Annotated in this window: 12 protein-coding genes; 3 read left to right on the top strand and 9 right to left on the bottom strand. The window is 71.3% G+C overall.

Annotated elements, in window-relative coordinates:
* Positions 1-5: 5 nt before the first annotated feature.
* The 8 genes from ABZT18_RS20325 to ABZT18_RS20290 form a co-directional block, all read right to left on the bottom strand.
* On the bottom strand, positions 6-1,421 hold the full coding sequence (locus ABZT18_RS20325) for a sugar transferase (protein ID WP_354996245.1): 1,416 nt from the start codon (positions 1,419-1,421) through the stop codon (positions 6-8).
* A 281-nt stretch (positions 1,422-1,702) separates the two neighbouring features.
* Positions 1,703-3,460 carry a substrate-binding domain-containing protein gene (locus tag ABZT18_RS20320; RefSeq protein WP_354996213.1) on the bottom strand — a complete coding sequence of 586 codons (1,758 nt, stop codon included), beginning with the start codon at positions 3,458-3,460 and terminating at the stop codon, positions 1,703-1,705.
* A 157-nt stretch (positions 3,461-3,617) separates the two neighbouring features.
* Positions 3,618-4,655, bottom strand: coding sequence for a lactonase family protein (locus ABZT18_RS20315; RefSeq protein WP_354996214.1), 1,038 nt, complete (start codon positions 4,653-4,655; stop codon positions 3,618-3,620).
* An 87-nt stretch (positions 4,656-4,742) separates the two neighbouring features.
* Positions 4,743-5,345, bottom strand: coding sequence for an ATP/GTP-binding protein (locus ABZT18_RS20310; protein WP_354996215.1), 603 nt, complete (start codon positions 5,343-5,345; stop codon positions 4,743-4,745).
* Entirely contained in the window at positions 5,326-5,715 is a 390-nt protein-coding gene (locus ABZT18_RS20305) for a DUF742 domain-containing protein (RefSeq protein WP_354996216.1), read from the bottom strand. The genes ABZT18_RS20310 and ABZT18_RS20305 overlap by 20 nt, the downstream gene beginning before the upstream one ends.
* Positions 5,705-6,127 carry a roadblock/LC7 domain-containing protein gene (locus tag ABZT18_RS20300; RefSeq protein WP_354996217.1) on the bottom strand — a complete coding sequence of 141 codons (423 nt, stop codon included), beginning with the start codon at positions 6,125-6,127 and terminating at the stop codon, positions 5,705-5,707. Before ABZT18_RS20300 ends, ABZT18_RS20305 begins: the two co-directional genes overlap by 11 nt.
* Positions 6,127-8,469, bottom strand: a complete 2,343-nt coding sequence (locus ABZT18_RS20295) for a nitrate- and nitrite sensing domain-containing protein (RefSeq protein ID WP_354996218.1) — start codon at positions 8,467-8,469, stop codon at positions 6,127-6,129. The genes ABZT18_RS20300 and ABZT18_RS20295 overlap by 1 nt, the downstream gene beginning before the upstream one ends.
* A gap of 243 nt (positions 8,470-8,712) precedes the next feature.
* Positions 8,713-10,200 (bottom strand): catalase, encoded by a 1,488-nt coding sequence (locus ABZT18_RS20290; protein WP_354996219.1) that lies wholly within the window; start codon positions 10,198-10,200, stop codon positions 8,713-8,715.
* Between the two features lie 361 nt (positions 10,201-10,561).
* Here ABZT18_RS20290 and ABZT18_RS20285 point away from each other — a divergent pair, with 361 nt between their 5' ends.
* The 3 genes from ABZT18_RS20285 (at position 10,562) to ABZT18_RS20275 (ending at position 12,848) form a co-directional block, all read left to right on the top strand.
* Positions 10,562-11,155, top strand: coding sequence for a hypothetical protein (locus ABZT18_RS20285; protein ID WP_355252171.1), 594 nt, complete (start codon positions 10,562-10,564; stop codon positions 11,153-11,155).
* Positions 11,156-11,166: 11 nt separating this feature from the next.
* The gene (locus ABZT18_RS20280) at positions 11,167-12,162 is read left to right on the top strand and encodes a hypothetical protein (protein WP_354996221.1); all 996 of its coding nucleotides are present in this window, start codon (positions 11,167-11,169) and stop codon (positions 12,160-12,162) included.
* A gap of 299 nt (positions 12,163-12,461) precedes the next feature.
* Positions 12,462-12,848 (top strand): hypothetical protein, encoded by a 387-nt coding sequence (locus tag ABZT18_RS20275; protein ID WP_354996222.1) that lies wholly within the window; start codon positions 12,462-12,464, stop codon positions 12,846-12,848.
* A gap of 118 nt (positions 12,849-12,966) precedes the next feature.
* Here ABZT18_RS20275 and ABZT18_RS20270 read toward each other — a convergent pair whose 3' ends face one another.
* Positions 12,967-14,766: a glycoside hydrolase family 6 protein gene (locus tag ABZT18_RS20270; protein WP_354996223.1), complete on the bottom strand. Its 1,800-nt coding sequence runs from the start codon at positions 14,764-14,766 to the stop codon at positions 12,967-12,969.
* Positions 14,767-14,968: the final 202 nt, after the last annotated feature.

Here is a 14,968-nt window from a genome sequence, read left to right as displayed (position 1 = left end):
GGCGGTCAGTACGCGCCTCGGCCGTTCAGGACCGCACCGAAGGTCTTCCAGAGGATGGTGAGGTCGGCGGCGAGGGACCAGTTCTCCACGTAGTAGAGATCGAGCCGGATGCCGTCCTCCCAGCTCAGGTCGGAGCGACCGCTGACCTGCCACAGGCCGGTCATGCCGGGCTTGACCAACAGCCGCCGGGCCACGTCGCCGTCGTACCGGGCCACCTCCGAGGGCAGCGGCGGGCGGGGCCCGACCAGGCTCATCTGGCCCAACAGCACGTTGACCAGCTGCGGCAGCTCATCCAGCGACCACTTGCGCAGCAGCCGGCCGACGCGGGTGACCCTGGGGTCGTGGCGCATCTTGAACATCAGGCCGTTGGTTTCGTTGCGGGCGGTCAACTCGGCGAGCAGCGCGTCGGCGTTCACCACCATGGTGCGGAACTTGAACACGCCGAACTCCTGCCCGCCCCGCCCGACGCGGACCTGTCGGAACAACACCGGGCCCCGACTGTCGAGTTTGATGGCCAGGGCGATGAACGCGATCAGCGGCAGCAGCATCGCCAGCGCCAGGGACGACACGGACCGGTCGACGAAGCCCTTCACCAGCTTGCGTGCCCCGCGAAACTCGGGCGCCTCGACGTGGATCAACGGCAGGCCGGCGACCGGCCGGGTGTGGATCCGCGGGCCGGCGACGTCGGTCAGCGCGGGTGCCACGACCAGGTCGACGCCGGTCCCCTCCAACTGCCAGCCGAGGCGGCGCAGCCGGGTGGCGGTCAGCTCGCCGGAGGCGGTCACCGCGACGGTGTCCGCGCCGATCGCGGTGGCGGCCTCCGGGATACCGCGGAACGACCCCACCACCGGCACGTCACCCAGCCGCTGCGCCACCGGCGCGAGCAGCGCGTCGGGGATGCACGCGCCGACCACCTGGTAGCCGGCGTACGGCTCGCGGCGCAGCGTGTGCACCAACTCCAACACGTGGGCGGTGTCGCCGACCACCAGCACCTTGCGGGACCACCCGACGCCCATCGAGCGGGCCCGGTGCAGGCGCTTGCGGGCGGCGAACCGCGCCACCTCCAGCCCGACGGTGCCCACCGCGAAGGAGATGCCCAGGAAGCCCCGGGAAACGCCGACGTCGGCGATGTAGCCGACGATCGCTATCGCGCCGGCCAGGCGCAGGCTGGCGGAGCTGACCCGCCGGTACTCGTCCGCCCCGTAGCCGATCACCCGGTCGTCGTAGCAGCCGAGCGCCTTGAGCGAGATCAGCCAGGCCAGCACCAACCCGGGAGCGACCAACACGTACGGGACGTCCGAGCCGGTCGGTTCGTCGTCACCGAAGCGGGTGACGTACCCGATGAGCAGCGCGATGATGAGGATGGTGGTGTCCAGCACCACCAGGACCCGAACGTAGGACCGTTCGTCGGCGCGCCCCACCAGCCCGGCACGACGGCCGTTCGGCTCCGCCGACGTGGCGGGGGTCAACAGTGTCGCCGCGGTCACCGGGCCTCCCCACTCTGTTCAGGATGGCCCCGGCCGGGTCGGACCGGGAGCGGACCGACTATCGCGGAACACGTTGACATCCTGCCTCGACAACTATGATGGCCGATTGCTTCGGACGTATTGCCGTCACTTTTCTTCAACAACCGCGTGGCCGAAAAGGGGCCTGCCATACCGGATCGACGGTACGGCAGGCCCCTTCGCGTCTGAGCGTCGGCTCAGCGCGGTGCCGGCGGGCGCCGCGCGATGGCGCTGAGGAAGATGGCGCCGATCTCGCTCGGGTCCTTGGTGACGAAGATGTCGCCGCCGGTCACCTTCGTGATCGACTCCAGCTCGGCCTTGCTGACGCCCTCACCGATACCGATCATGATGACCTGGACCGGCCGCTCGGGGTCGGCGACCTGCTTGAGCTTGGCGAGCAGCTGCTGCTGGTTGAGGCCGTTGTCGTCCTCGTTCTTGCCGTCGGTGAACAGCACGATCGAGTTGACCCGGCCGGGCTGCCAGTCCTCCTGCACCGCCTGGTACGCGGCGAGCATGGTGTCGTAGAGGCCGGTGTCGCCACTGGAGGGCTTGATGGTGCCGAGCGCCGCATCCAACTGGGCCCGTTGGCCGGAGAGAGGCCCGATGGGGATCAGCTGCCTGTAGTCCCGGTTGCCGACCAGTTTGGTGGAGAAGGTCCACAGGCCGATCGACCAGGAGTCGTCGAAGAGGCCGAGGCCGCGACGGGCCGCGTCCACGGTGACCTCCTCCCGGCTGCGATTGTTGGCGCTGGGCACTGGTTCCTTCATCGAGCCGGAGACGTCGATGACGGCCAGCATCCGACCGGACTGGGTAGCGATCGACCAGCTGGAGACGACCCGCTGGATCGCAGCAGGGTCGAGGCCACCCGCGGCGCTGCCGCCGTTCGCCGGTGCGGTCGGCGCGCCGCCGGACGGGCTCGGAGCACCCTGCGGCGCCTTGAAGCCATCGCCCCAGTTGCCGTCCGGCGCGCGCAGTGACTGCGCCGCGAGCCGGTTGCGGAAGGTGGGGCTGGTGAGCAACTCGAACAGCACCCGGGCCGCCGACGCCTTGCTCGGCTCGATGCCCGGCAGCACCGCGTACGGGTAGTCCAGCGGCATCGGCGCCGGCTCCATGTAGAGCGCGGCGAGCGGCACCGGCGGCTTCTTGCTGTTGTAGGCGATCACGTCTTCTTCGGACAGCGCCGCGGCGCCGAGCCCGCTGGCGATGGACGTCGCGTCGTTGGCGGTCGGGAAGCGGGCCAGCAGGTCGTTGCGGAGCGAGGAACGCCCGGTGGCCAGTGCCCGAAGCGCGCCGACGGTGTTGCGCTGGGCGTCGCCGCCGGCGGCGCTGGCGGCCGCGGTCAGCGAGAGCAGGCCGGACAGGCCGGCCGCGTCGCGGGTCGGCTCGACGATCCCGGTACGCAGGGGCGTGCTGGTGTTGTTGACCTGCTTGAGCAGGTCGGTCCAGTTGAACTTCTTGTCGGGCCAGCCCAGCCGGGTGGCGATCGGCTCCGGCATCGCGACGACGATGGGGCTACGCGCGATGGACGCGCCGTTGGTCGGAGCGAACGCGGTCGCGTCCTTCTTCAACCGCAGCAGCCAGGTCGAGGAGTCGGGCACCCAGACGTCCGGGCTGACGGCGGTGCCGCTGGCCTGCCCAACTCCGGCCAGGACCGCGCCGTGCTTGGCCGCCACCACGGCAGCCACGTCGACCGGGTCGGAGGCGGAGACGTCCACCCGGATGCAGGTGGGGCCTACGGCAGCGCCGTCCTTCACCCACTGGGACGCGGCGGCGTCCACCGCGGGCGCGAGCTCGGAGGCGACCGCCACGGCGAGCCGGATCTCGCCCGAGCAGTTGGGCTGGATCAACTCCCGATAGCCGAACCACGCACCGGCCGTGACGACGAGCACCGTCGCCGTCCCGGCGGCGGCTGCTAGATGGAGTTTCGAACTCATGCGATGGCGGCCTGCTGACACGGTGACCATCTTGCGTACAAGGTGCCCGCTCTGCCACATCCGTTCGGACGAAAGTTACGCAGGAGAAACAGTTGATCGCCTTTTCGGTACACAGAGTGATGAGCCGGCCCCGTGGCGTGGCCGAATCAGTGCCGCCCTCGCATCTCGACTCCGTGGCTCAGGGCAGCACACAGGTCGGGCTCGGCACCGGCACCGGCTCTCCAACGGGCTCCGGGACGCCGGTGGCCGCATCCCGCCGGAAGACACGCACCATGTCCGCCCGCTCATCGGCGACGTAGAGGTGCTCGCCGATCAGTGCGAAGTGCCGGGGCCACTGACCGCCAGTGTCCACTTCGGCCACAAGCTCGGGCAGCTCACCTGCCAGGGTGAAGACCGCCAGGGTCCCCACCCCGCGGTTGGCGACATAGAGGAACCGGCCGTCCGGGCCGACCGCGACCTCCGACGGCTGGACATGGCCGGGACGCGCGCTCGCCTCGACCCGACCGCGCTGGTGCAACGCGCCGTCGTCGGTCAGTTCGTACGCGGTGACCGAGGCGTCCAGCTCACCGACGAGGTAGCAGCGCCGCCCGTCCGGGTGGCGGGCCAGATGCCGGGGCCCGGTGCCGGGCGTCGTGCGGATCCGGGGCGCACGGGGCACCAGGCGCCCGCTCGCGCCGTCCAGGTCGTACCGGTAGACCGAGTCGGTGCCGAGGTCCACCGCGAGGAGCGGCCCCCGGCCCCCGCCCGGGGAGACCATGTGGGCGTGCCCGTGGTCCTGACGCTCCGGGTCGGGGCCGTGCCCCTCATGCACCACCAGGTCGGTGCGCTCGCCGGGCACGCCCTGCGGGTCGAGCGGGAGGACCGCGACGCTGCCGCTGCCGTAGTTGGCGGCCACCAGGTGACCGCCGTCGGACAGCACCGCCAGGTGGCAGGGTTCGGCGCCACCGGTCGACCGGCTGCCGAGCGGATCCAACGCGCCGTCCGGCCCGACCCGCCAGGCGCTGATCTCCCCGTCGGCCAGCTCGTTGACCGCGTAGAGCACGGGGTGGGTGGGGTGCCGCGCCAGGAAGGAGGGGGACGGGGTGACCGCCACCGTGCCGAGCGGGGTCAGCGCCCCGGTCGCCGGGTCACGATGTGCCGCGACGATGCCGCTGCCCCGCCCGCCACTCTCCGCGGTGTAACCCCCGATATGGACGATCTCGCCCCGACCACTCACGTTCCACTCCTCCGCCGGCATTCTCCGCTGATCCAATCAGAGGCTGCCCGCGTTGCCCGCCCGTTAACCGGCTTTCCAGCCCGGATCTCAGGCCGCCGGCACCGGCTCCCCACGCTGCCGCGCCACGTGCTCGACCAGAGAGATCAATACCATCTTTCCGGACTGCCGGTCCCGGGCGTCGCAGAGCACCATCGGCACGTCCGGGTCCAGATCGAGCGCCCGGCGTACGGTCTCCAGGTTGAAACGGCGGGAGTCGTCGAAGCAGTTCACGCCCACCACGAACGGGATACCGCGCTGCTCGAAGTAGTCGATCGAGGGGAAGCAGTCGGCCAGCCGGCGGGTGTCGGCGAGCACCACCGCGCCGAGCGCGCCAAAGGCCAGCTCGTCCCAGAGGAACCAGAACCGGTCCTGACCCGGGGTGCCGAACAGGTAGACCTGCAGGTCTTCGTTGATGGTGATCCGGCCGAAGTCCATCGCCACCGTGGTGGTCGACTTTCCCTCCACCCCGGAGACGTCGTCGGTGCCTATCCCGGCTCCGGTCAACACCTCCTCGGTCTGCAACGGACGCACCTCACTCAGGGCACTCACCAACGTCGTCTTGCCAGCCCCGAAGCCTCCCGCGATGAGGATCTTCAGTGCCAGCGGGATCGTGGTGCTGGTGCCCGCATGGTCATAGCGCACGGAGTCCACTGACCACCGCCTTGAGGATGTCGTCGTCGGGAAGGATTCCGGCGGCCGGCGGCTCGTGCACCGCGACCAGGCCCTGAGCCAGGAGGTCACCGAGCAGGACCCGGACTACACCGACCGCGAGGTCCAGCTCGGCTGCCAACTCGGCCACCGACACCGGCCGGCGGGCCAACGCGACCAGCCGCCGATGCTCCGGGAGCACCTGCGGATGGCTCGCCGCGTCGACGTCCGACCCGGCCAGCACGAACGCGACCAGGTTGAAACCGTCGACGGCGGAGCGTACCCGGCCTCCGGTGAGGGTGTACGGGCGCACCACCGGGCCGGCGTCGCCGTCCAGCCACTCGTGCTGCGGCCCGGGCGGCTCAGCCCGCATCACCGGTTCCCACCGACGATCGGGCCGGCGCGGCGAGGCTCTCCCCCACCCGGATGACCAGCATCGCCATCTCGTACGCGACCAGCCCGATGTCCGCGTCGACGTCGCTCACCACCGCCAGGCAGGCGCCCTGTCCGGCGGCGGTGACGAAGAGGTACGCCGACTCCATCTCGACCACGGTCTGCCGGACCGGGCCGCCGTCCACGTGCCGGCTGGCGCCCCGGGCCAGGCTGGAGAAGCCGGCGGCGAGCGCGCAGAGGTGCTCCGCGTCGGAGCGCTCCAACTCGGCCGAGCAGCCGAGCAGCAGACCATCAGCGGAGAGCACCACCGCCTCCCGGGCGGCCGGTACGCGTTGCACCAGGTCGTCGAGCAACCAGTCGAGGCCGGCGCTCTGCTTCGTCGAATGCCGCACTAGGCGTCCCTCTCAGTCGCGGTCGGAGGTTCGGGGGGCGTCGCCGGCCCGGGCGGAGCAGTCGACGCCGGCGGTGCCGCCGCAGCGGCGGGAGTGATTGCGGTGGCGCGTCCGCGGGTGGTGCCAGCCTGGAGGGCCGCCATCACCCGACGCACCTCCTCCGGAGATCGGGGCGTCGGGGTGTCGGTGACGGTCGACCGGGGCCGGGCCGTGGGGGTGTGCCGCCGCTGCCGGCGTGGCAGACCGTCCAGCTCGTCGGCCGTCGCTGACCCTTTATCACCGAGCCCGTTGGCCGGCGACGTGTCCGGTGCTCCGGCGGGCGGGGCTGCGGCGGCGGGCGGGGCCGTGGGCGGGCGGGTACGTGGGCGGGGCGCGGTGCCCCGGCGGGCCGTTCGAGCCAGCCGCCGGCTCGGGTCGGCCGAGGCGGCCCCCAGCGTGGCAGGGTCGGGGCCGGCCGGCGGCTCGGTGGTGACCAGGTCGGAGGGGACCAGCACCACGGCGGTCACCCCGCCCTCCCCGGAGGGACGCAACCGCACCTGCACGCCGTGCCGGGCAGCCAGTCGGGCCACCACGAACAGGCCGAGTCGGGCGCTCTGCGCCGGGTCGAACTCGGGCGAGCTGGCCAGCCGGGTGTTGGCGGTCTCCAGCGCCGCGGCGGACATGCCCAGCCCCTGGTCGGTGATTTCCAGGGCGTACCCGTCGGCCGCTGGTTCGCCGGTCACGGTGACCCGGGTGTCCGGCGGTGAGAAGGCGGTCGCGTTCTCGACCAGCTCGGCGAGCAGGTGGATGACGTCGCCGACTGCCCGGCCCAGCACACCCGCCGGTTGCACGGCGGTGATGTCCACCCGGTCGTACGCCTCGACCTCGGAGATCGCGCCGCGGATCAGATCGACCATCGCGACCGGGTTGCGCCACCCTCGGCCGGGCGCGGAGCCGGCGAGGATGACCAGGTCCTCGGCGTGCCGGCGGAGCCGCGTTGCCAGGTGGTCGACCTGGAACAGCTCGGCCAACTCGTCCGGGTCCTCGGCGCGCCGCTCCATCCGGTCCAGCAGATGCAGCTGACGGTGCACCAGGCTCTGGCTCCGTCGGGCGATGTTGAGGAAGACCTCGTTGAGCCCGCGACGCAGGGTGACCTCGTCCACCGCGGCCTGGACGGCGGTGCGCTGCACCTCGGTGAAGGCGCGCCCGACCTCGCCGATCTCGTCGTGGCCGTGATCCAGCGGCGGTGCCTCCCGGGCGACGTCGACCACCTCGCCACGACGCAGCCGGGTCACCACGTCCGGCAGACGGTGTTCGGCCAGCTCCAGCGCGGCGGTCCGGACGCCGCTGAGCCGCCGGGCCAACGTGCGGCCGACCCGCAGCGCCACCAGCACCGAGACCACCACGGCGACGAGCCCGAGCACGCCGGCGGCGGCCAGCCGCGCCAGGATGCGGACCGCCATCGGCACCGAGCGGTCGGTGAGACCGTCGGCCTCGGCCAGCTCGAAGTCGCGCAACTGCTGCTGCACCGCGTCATGGCTGGCCTGCCAGGCCGCCGCGTCGACCGGCGGCCGGCCGGACCGGTTGGCCTCGATCAGCGTGTCCTGCATCGTGCGTAGCCGGGTGAACGCCTCACCCTCGGTCAACCGTTGGTACGCGGCCCGGCCGGTCTCGGGCAGGTCGGCCACGGCGCTCTCGATGAGCCACCGTTGGTTGCCGATGGCCTGCACGAGCTGGGTGTGCTCCCCCTCGGCGAACCGACCGGCGGTCAGCGCACCTGCCAGCATCGCGTCGCTCTGGCCGAGCAACTCCCGGGAGCGACCCAACGCGGTGAGCGCCAGTGCCTGCCGGTTGAGGTCCTGGTCGGTCAGGGTCGCCATGCCGGCGAACGCCTGGAAGGCCGAGGAGACCATGCCGCTGTACAGGCCGAGCGCGCCGGCCCGGTCCACCTTGCGGTCGTCGATGAAGTCCCGGCCGGCCGGCAGCGCCGCCAGGGCGGTGACCAGCTGGTCGACCCGGGTCTCCAGCAGGTCGTCCGCGGCGTCGCGCAGGGCTTCCCCGTCGACCCGGCGGCGCAGCTCGGCGACCGCCCGATCGGTGCGCTCGCGCTGCTCGGCCAGAGCGGGCAGCTCGGTGGTGCCCGCGAGCTGCACGACCGAGAGCCGGCGTTCCCGTTGCAACTCGGTGACCACGACCTCGCCGGGGCGGCCCAGGTCGTACAGCAGGGTGCGGGCGGAGAGCAGGTTCAGGGCGGGACCGAAGGTCAGCGTGGTCGCGAAGATCCACAGCGCCAGGAGCGCGGTCACCGGCGCGACGACCAACGCGGTCAGCTTCGAGCGGATCGGCCAGTCGCGGGTTCTCATCAGACCTCGCCCGTACAGGGGTGGCAGGAGGGGTGCCGGCACCGCCGGGCAACGCGTCGGCCGGCTGCGCGCCCGGCAGTGACGCCGGGCACCGGCGCGGGCGCCTTGGGCAGGATACGTAATCGAGGGCAGTTGCACTACCGCCTGTCGCACCGACATCGACGCTCCGGGACGCGGCCGACCGGGCAACGGCGAACGCCCCGCCGGCGGACCGGCGGGGCGTTCGTCGTGCTGCGGGACGGATCAGGAGTTGTCGGCGATGCCGAGCCCTTCGGCGATCCGACGGCCGTAGTTCTCGTCGCACTGGCTGAAGTGCCAGACCATCTTCTCCTGGATGTGCTTGTCGCACTGGGCCAGCAGCCCGGTCAGGTTGAGGATCAGGTCGTCGCGCTCCCAGTCCGCCATCTCGCGGAAGCGGTGGCCCGCCTGGGAATAGTTGTTCTGCCGCTCGATCGGAGCCTTCATGATCTGCCCGGAGACGAACGGCCGGTACTCCCGGTAGGACTCGTCGGCCTCCTGCAGGCCGGCGACCGAGGACGGCTCGAAGTTGATGTGCGGGTTACCGCCCCGGTTGTCCACCCCGTACGACATCTGGCCGCCACCCTGGTTGGTGCTGACCTCGACGTCCTCGCGCGGCCGGTTGACCGGCAGCTGGAGGTAGTTCGGGCCGACCCGGTAGCGCTGGGTGTCCGAGTAGGAGAAGGTCCGGCCGACCAGCATCTTGTCGTCGGAGAAGTCGATGCCGTCGACCAGCACGCCGGTGCCGAAGGCGATCTGCTCGTTCTCGTTGTGGTGGTCGGTGATGTTGCGGTTGAGCGTCATCATGCCGACCGGCAGGTACGGGAACTGCTCCTCCGGCCAGATCTTGGTGTCGTCGAGCGGGTCGAAGTCCAGCTCCGGGTGCTCGTCGTCGCTCATGACCTGCACGTTGAGCTCCCACTGCGGGTACTCACCGCGTTCGATGGCCTCGTAGAGGTCCCTGGAGGCGTGGCCCAGCTCGGTGGCCTGGATGGCGTCCGCCTCGGCCTGGGTCAGGTTGTGCTCGCCCTGCTGGGTCATCCAGTGGAACTTGACCAGCACGCCCTCGCCCTGGGCGTTGACGAAACGGTAGGTGTTCACCCCGGAGCCGCGCATGGTGCGGTAGTTCTTCGGGATGCCGTACGGGGAGAAGAGCCAGGTCAGCATGTGCATCGACTCCGGCGTGTTCGACATGAAGTCGAAGATCCGGTTCGGCTCCTGGCGGAAGGTCACCGGGTCCGGCTTCAGCGAGTGGATCACGTCGGGGAACTTGATCGCGTCGCGGATGAAGAAGACCTGGAGGTTGTTGCCCACCACGTCCCAGTTGCCGTCCTCGGTGCGGAACTTGACGGCGAAGCCGCGCGGGTCGCGGGCGGCCTCGGAGGAGTCCCGGCCGCCGATGACGGTGGAGTACCGGATGGTGACGGGGGTCTTCTTGCCCTTGGTCTGGAACAGCTTGGCCCGGGTGTACGTCGCGGCCGGCTTGTCGCCGATGGTCCCGTACGCCTCGAACTCGCCGTGCGCGACGAAGCCACGCGCGTGCACCACCCGCTCCGGGATCCGCTCCCGGTCGAAGTGGCTGATCTTCTCCAGGAACTGGTAGTTCTCCAGCGTCGCGGGGCCGCGCGAGCCGACCGTCCGCTGCTGCTGGTTGTTGTTGACGGGGTGACCCTGCCGGGTGGTGAGGATCGGCTTATTGGCCTGGTCGCTCATCGCTCTCCTCCAGATGGCTGGTGCGGCGTGTCTGATCGGTGCTCGGGCTGACAGTCGGGGCAGCGGCCGCGGTAGGTGACGTCGGTGTCGACGATCGCCCTCGGTCCAGGCGGACCCGGGTCAGCCGGGTGATCGTGTCGGCGTCCAGGTGTGGCCGTTCGCGCACCGTCGCGATCCGGCATCACCCCACCCAAGCTCGTTTTCTGGAATGAGTCAAGTTTTAGTCGGATGCGGCACTGTGTGCCTCGTCATCGTTGGCGAGGAAATCTCGACGTCGAACGCAGGCCGGCAAGGAAAGTGCGCCGGAACGGGATTGGCGATCAGTACGCGGAGGGAATACCGGGTAACGAAGGAGGAGCCCATGTCGCCCACGCAGATAATCGTCATCGTGCTCGTCGTGCTGGTGATCGCGGCACTGGCCGTGGCCGCCCGGTCGCTCATCCGGCGCCGCGAGCTGCGCAGCCGGTTCGGCCCGGAGTACGACCGGGTGGTTGCCGAGCAGGACAGCCGATCCGCCGCGGAGCGCGAGCTGCGCGACCGGGAACGCCGGCACGCCGAACTCGAGCTCACCCCGCTCAGCCCGGAGTCCCGGGCCCGCTACGCCTCCGCCTGGGAGGAGCTCCAGGTCCGCTTCATCGACTCGCCGAGCGAGACCGTGGGTGACGCGGACGAACTGGTCACCCGGCTCATCGAGGAGCAGGGCTACCCGACCGGGGACTTCTCCGACCAGACCGCCCACCTCTCCGTCGACCACGCCCGCACGCTGACCAACTACCGGGACGCGCACGAGATCCACCTGCGCAACTCCCGGGGCGAGGCAAGCACCGAGGAGCTGCGCCAGGCGGTCGTGCACTACCGGGCACTCTTCGCCGACCTGCTCGGCGAGGAGCCGGTCGGCCACCACCCGCCCGAGCAGCGCCACCCGGACACCCCGCACGACGCCACGAGCCGCTGAGGAGGCCACCGATGCGCCAGGAAGACCAGCAGGTGAGCAACGACCATCCGGAGGCGGTCCGGTCCGAGCCGGTTCCGGTGCCCCCGGCCGGCGACCGGGCCGGCCGCTCGGACGTGCCCGAGGACGCCCTGGACGACCGGGGCACCTTCGACGACCCGTCCGCGGCCGACGAGCGGACCGACGGTTCCGACCGGCGCCGCCGGCCGGACGACCGGTCCGACGACCAGTACGACGAGGGCGGGTTCCACGAGCCGGGGCCGCTGCCGACCACGTTCGGCGCCACCACGGTGGCCGACGCGGTGGCGGCGTCCGCGCTGGCGAGCCCGCGCCCGCAGGACCAGCCGGACCCCCGGGCCGAGCGGACCGCCCAGCCGGGCGACGGTGCCGAGGACGGCGAGCGTGCGGGTCTGCGCGCCGATCCCACCGCCGAGTTGCACCGCCGGAACACCGACGCCGATGTCGACCCGGACACCGACGACGACCGGCGTGCCGACGAAGACACGTCCGCGCAGACGGCCGTACCGCCGGGAAGCACGAACGGTGCGTCCGAGCGGCGCGGCGATCCGACCGTGGCCGGTGGCGATTCGGACGCGGCCGCCTACGGCAGCGCGACGCCGGAGATGGTCGATCCGGACGCGGTCTCACCGGACGCCGACCCGGTGCTCGCCGGGCGCGGCACCGGCACCTCGCTGGGGTCCGCTGGGACGTCCCTACCGGCCGGGTCGACCGTGGCAGCCGAGGCGGCCGCGCTCCTCGACGCCGACACGGCACAGGCGTTCCGGGACCGTTGGCGGGACGTGCAGCTGCGCTTCGTGGACGATCCGCAGGGCGCAGCCGCCGAGGCGCAGGCGCTGGTGGAGGAGGCCATCCAGGCCCTCGCCTCGGCGCTGGCCGCGCAGAAGACCACCCTCGGCGGATGGCAGGACGCCGGCTCGGCGGACACCGAGCAGCTGCGGGTGGCGGTGCGCCGCTACCGGGACTTCCTGGACCGCGTGCTGGGTCGCTGAGCGACGACAGACCAGGGGCGCCCCGGCCGGTCGGCCGGGGCGCCTCCGCGCATCCGTCAAAGCCACCTGTGATGTCGCCCGTCCGGGCCGGAAGGCCACCAGACCGCCCCGGCACACCCGAATACGGCTCCCGGGGTAATAGGGCGCGCGCGGCCGGGCTGTTCGACATCCGGCGCGTGATCGGTGGCCTCTTGGTGGCGTACGCCCGGCACCTGACGGCCGGGCCGTGCGGCATGAGCAGGACACCAGGGGGTACGCGAGGGAAATCAGGCACCGTGTCGGACCCAGGAGGCAGCACCATGACCGATCGCGATCGCCAACCGCCGTTGGAGGACAGCCCGGAGGTGGCCTCGGCGGTGGATGATGACACCAGCGTCCCGCAGCTGCGGACCGGCGGTGGCCCGGACCGGGACACCCCGGCCTTCTCCGAGCCCCGCAGCCGGCCGAACGACCTCGCGCCGGGCACCGACGAGCTGATCGGTGACCCCTACGCTGCCGGCACCGGGGCGACCGGTACGGGCACCGGCGCTGGCGGGGACAACATTCGCACTGGGGCGGAGCAGCCCTGGGAGCCGGAGGACCTGGTGATGGCCCGCGGGCAGGACCTCACTCCGGAGAACCTGGACAAGGCCCGCCGCGACCTGGCCGAGCAGGGTCGGGCGGCGATCGAGCGCACCGTGCCCTGACGGGGTACGGGGGTGGGTCCCCGACCCGACCATCACGGTCGGGTCGGGGACCCGGGGGACCTGCCGCCGGCAGTGCCTCACCTACTGCCGGCGGCGGGTGGTTGCGGACGCGATCCGGTCAGAGCACCGGGTACGCGTTGCGCATGAGCTCCTGGAACTGGGCGGAGAACCACGCACCGGAGATCGGCGCGTTCGCCAGCGCTCCGGACGGGTTGTTGCCGTTGCGGGCGTTGCCGCCGTACGTCGGGTCGCACATCCGGTCGAAGCCCTTGCCCTCGTTGTTCGGGATCTCCTTGCTGGAGCCGTCCGACTCACCCGGCGGCTTCACCCAGACGTACGCGTCGATGCCGGGCTCCGGGTTGGCCCGGGGACGCTCGCCGAGGCCGGCACCGGCCTGGTTGCACCAGTTGCCGAGGTGGCCCCGTCGGTCGAGGCGACCCCCATTGACGTACGTGTCGACGCTGGTCGTCGCGCCCGGTCCGGTGGGCCGCGCGGAGCCGCCCCAGCCGTTGCGGGACGTGTCGATCAGCATGCCGATGCCGGAGTTGAAGCCGATCGACACCAGCTTGTCGCGGAACGCCTGGGCGAACGACAACTCGTCGACGTAGTAGTTCCAGTCGACCCACTTGGACTGCCGCACCGTCTGGCCGTTCACGTTGTCGGTGACCTTGAAGTACGGCTCGCGCAGCGCCGAGTAGTTCGCCGTGTTGACGATGAACCCGTGCACGTTGTTCACCGTGCTGCCGGAGGCGACCGCGGCGGTCTTCAGAATGTCGGCGGTCGGGCCGAAGTTGGTGTCCCAACCGAGCCAGCCGTGGTGGCCGGCGTCGATGTAGTTGTAGACGTTGCCGATCGAACCGAGCTTGGCGAGGGCGTAGCCGACACCGTTGACGTACGCGCCGTTGGCCTTGACCGTGTCGCACATGACCGTGCCACCGGCCTGACCGGACGTGTTGGTGATCAGGTTCGGCAGCGAGTCGATCTCGATGACGTTGATGATCCGCAGGTTCCGGTACTTCGCGTCGCCCTGGATCGCGGCGATCGGGTCGATGTACTCGGCCTTGTATCGGGGCAGCTCGTTCGGGCCAAGCTCACCGTTGGAGGCGAGCGCGGAGCAGTCCCGGCCGGGCAGGTTGTAGATCACGAACTGGATGTAACCGGCGCCCTGACGCAGCGCCTCATCCAGGTGCTCACGCACCCCGAACGCGCCGTTGGAGCTGCTGTCCGGCGTGCCGTTGATCGCGGCGATCCGGTCCAGCCAGACGGCCGTGGGGTTGCTGGAGACCCGACTTCCGCCCGCCTCGGCGTCCGCCTTGGCCTTCCACTCCGGGTTCACGTACCCGCGCACCCCGGCGTACGGGTTGTCCACCTTCGTGCCCGGCGGAGGCGTGGTCGGCGGAGGCGTGGTGGGCGGCGGGGTGGTGGGCGGAGGCGTGGTCGGCGGCGGGGTGGTCGGCGGAGGTGTGGTGGGCGGCGGGGTGGTGGGGCTACCACCGTTGCAGACCACGCCGTTGACGGTGAACGAGGTCGGCTTCGGGTTGCTGCCGCTCCACGCGCCGTTGAAGCCGAGGCTGGTCGACGCGCCGGTGGCGAGGTTGCCGTTGTAGGACAGGTTGCGCGCGGTCACCTGGCTGCCGGACTGACTGAACTCGGCCGACCAGCCCTGCTGCACCCGCTGGCTGGAGTTGGGGAAAGTCCAGCTCAACGTCCAGCCGTTGATCGGGTCACCGAGGTTCTTGATGGTGACGTTCCCGGTGAAGCCCCCGGGCCAGTCGTTGGTCGTGTAGGCGACGTCGCACTGCGTCGCGGCCTGCGCCGCGGTAACCGGGATCGTCACCAACCCGCCGGCGACCAGGACGCCCGCGCCGGCGAGCACGAGGCCCCGGCGTGGGCCGGACAGCCTTCTCCACACATTCATGCCACTGATCTCCTTGGGCGAGACCGGGCCCACGTACGGCCCGGCGAGACGGCCCGGTGGGCGTCCTGCACGGACGGCCGCCGGCGCCAACGGGATTTTTTTGGGGGGTGCCCGACCCGGACGGGCGAGGGTGGTGGTGGTGCCAACCGGCGCAGCGGCCGGTCGATCGGCGGTGGGATGTCGCCCGGTGAACCGGGTGCCC

The sequence above is a fragment of the Micromonospora sp. NPDC005291 genome, from assembly GCF_040607415.1.
Taxonomy (GTDB): Bacteria; Actinomycetota; Actinomycetes; order Mycobacteriales; family Micromonosporaceae; genus Micromonospora.
The sequence above is the reverse complement of the archived record's forward strand: the minus strand, read 5'-3'. Positions and strand labels throughout refer to the sequence as shown.

Bases quoted from the DNA above. Each gene is read 5' to 3' on its own strand.
- ABZT18_RS20275 (WP_354996222.1), top strand. From the start codon at position 12,462: ATGACCGATCGCGATCGCCAACCGCCGTTGGAGGACAGCCCGGAGGTG.
- ABZT18_RS20295 (WP_354996218.1), bottom strand. From the start codon at position 8,469: ATGAGAACCCGCGACTGGCCGATCCGCTCGAAGCTGACCGCGTTGGTC.
- ABZT18_RS20290 (WP_354996219.1), bottom strand. From the start codon at position 10,200: ATGAGCGACCAGGCCAATAAGCCGATCCTCACCACCCGGCAGGGTCAC.
- ABZT18_RS20285 (WP_355252171.1), top strand. From the start codon at position 10,562: ATGTCGCCCACGCAGATAATCGTCATCGTGCTCGTCGTGCTGGTGATC.
- ABZT18_RS20280 (WP_354996221.1), top strand. From the start codon at position 11,167: ATGCGCCAGGAAGACCAGCAGGTGAGCAACGACCATCCGGAGGCGGTC.
- ABZT18_RS20305 (WP_354996216.1), bottom strand. From the start codon at position 5,715: ATGCGGGCTGAGCCGCCCGGGCCGCAGCACGAGTGGCTGGACGGCGAC.
- ABZT18_RS20270 (WP_354996223.1), bottom strand. From the start codon at position 14,766: ATGAATGTGTGGAGAAGGCTGTCCGGCCCACGCCGGGGCCTCGTGCTC.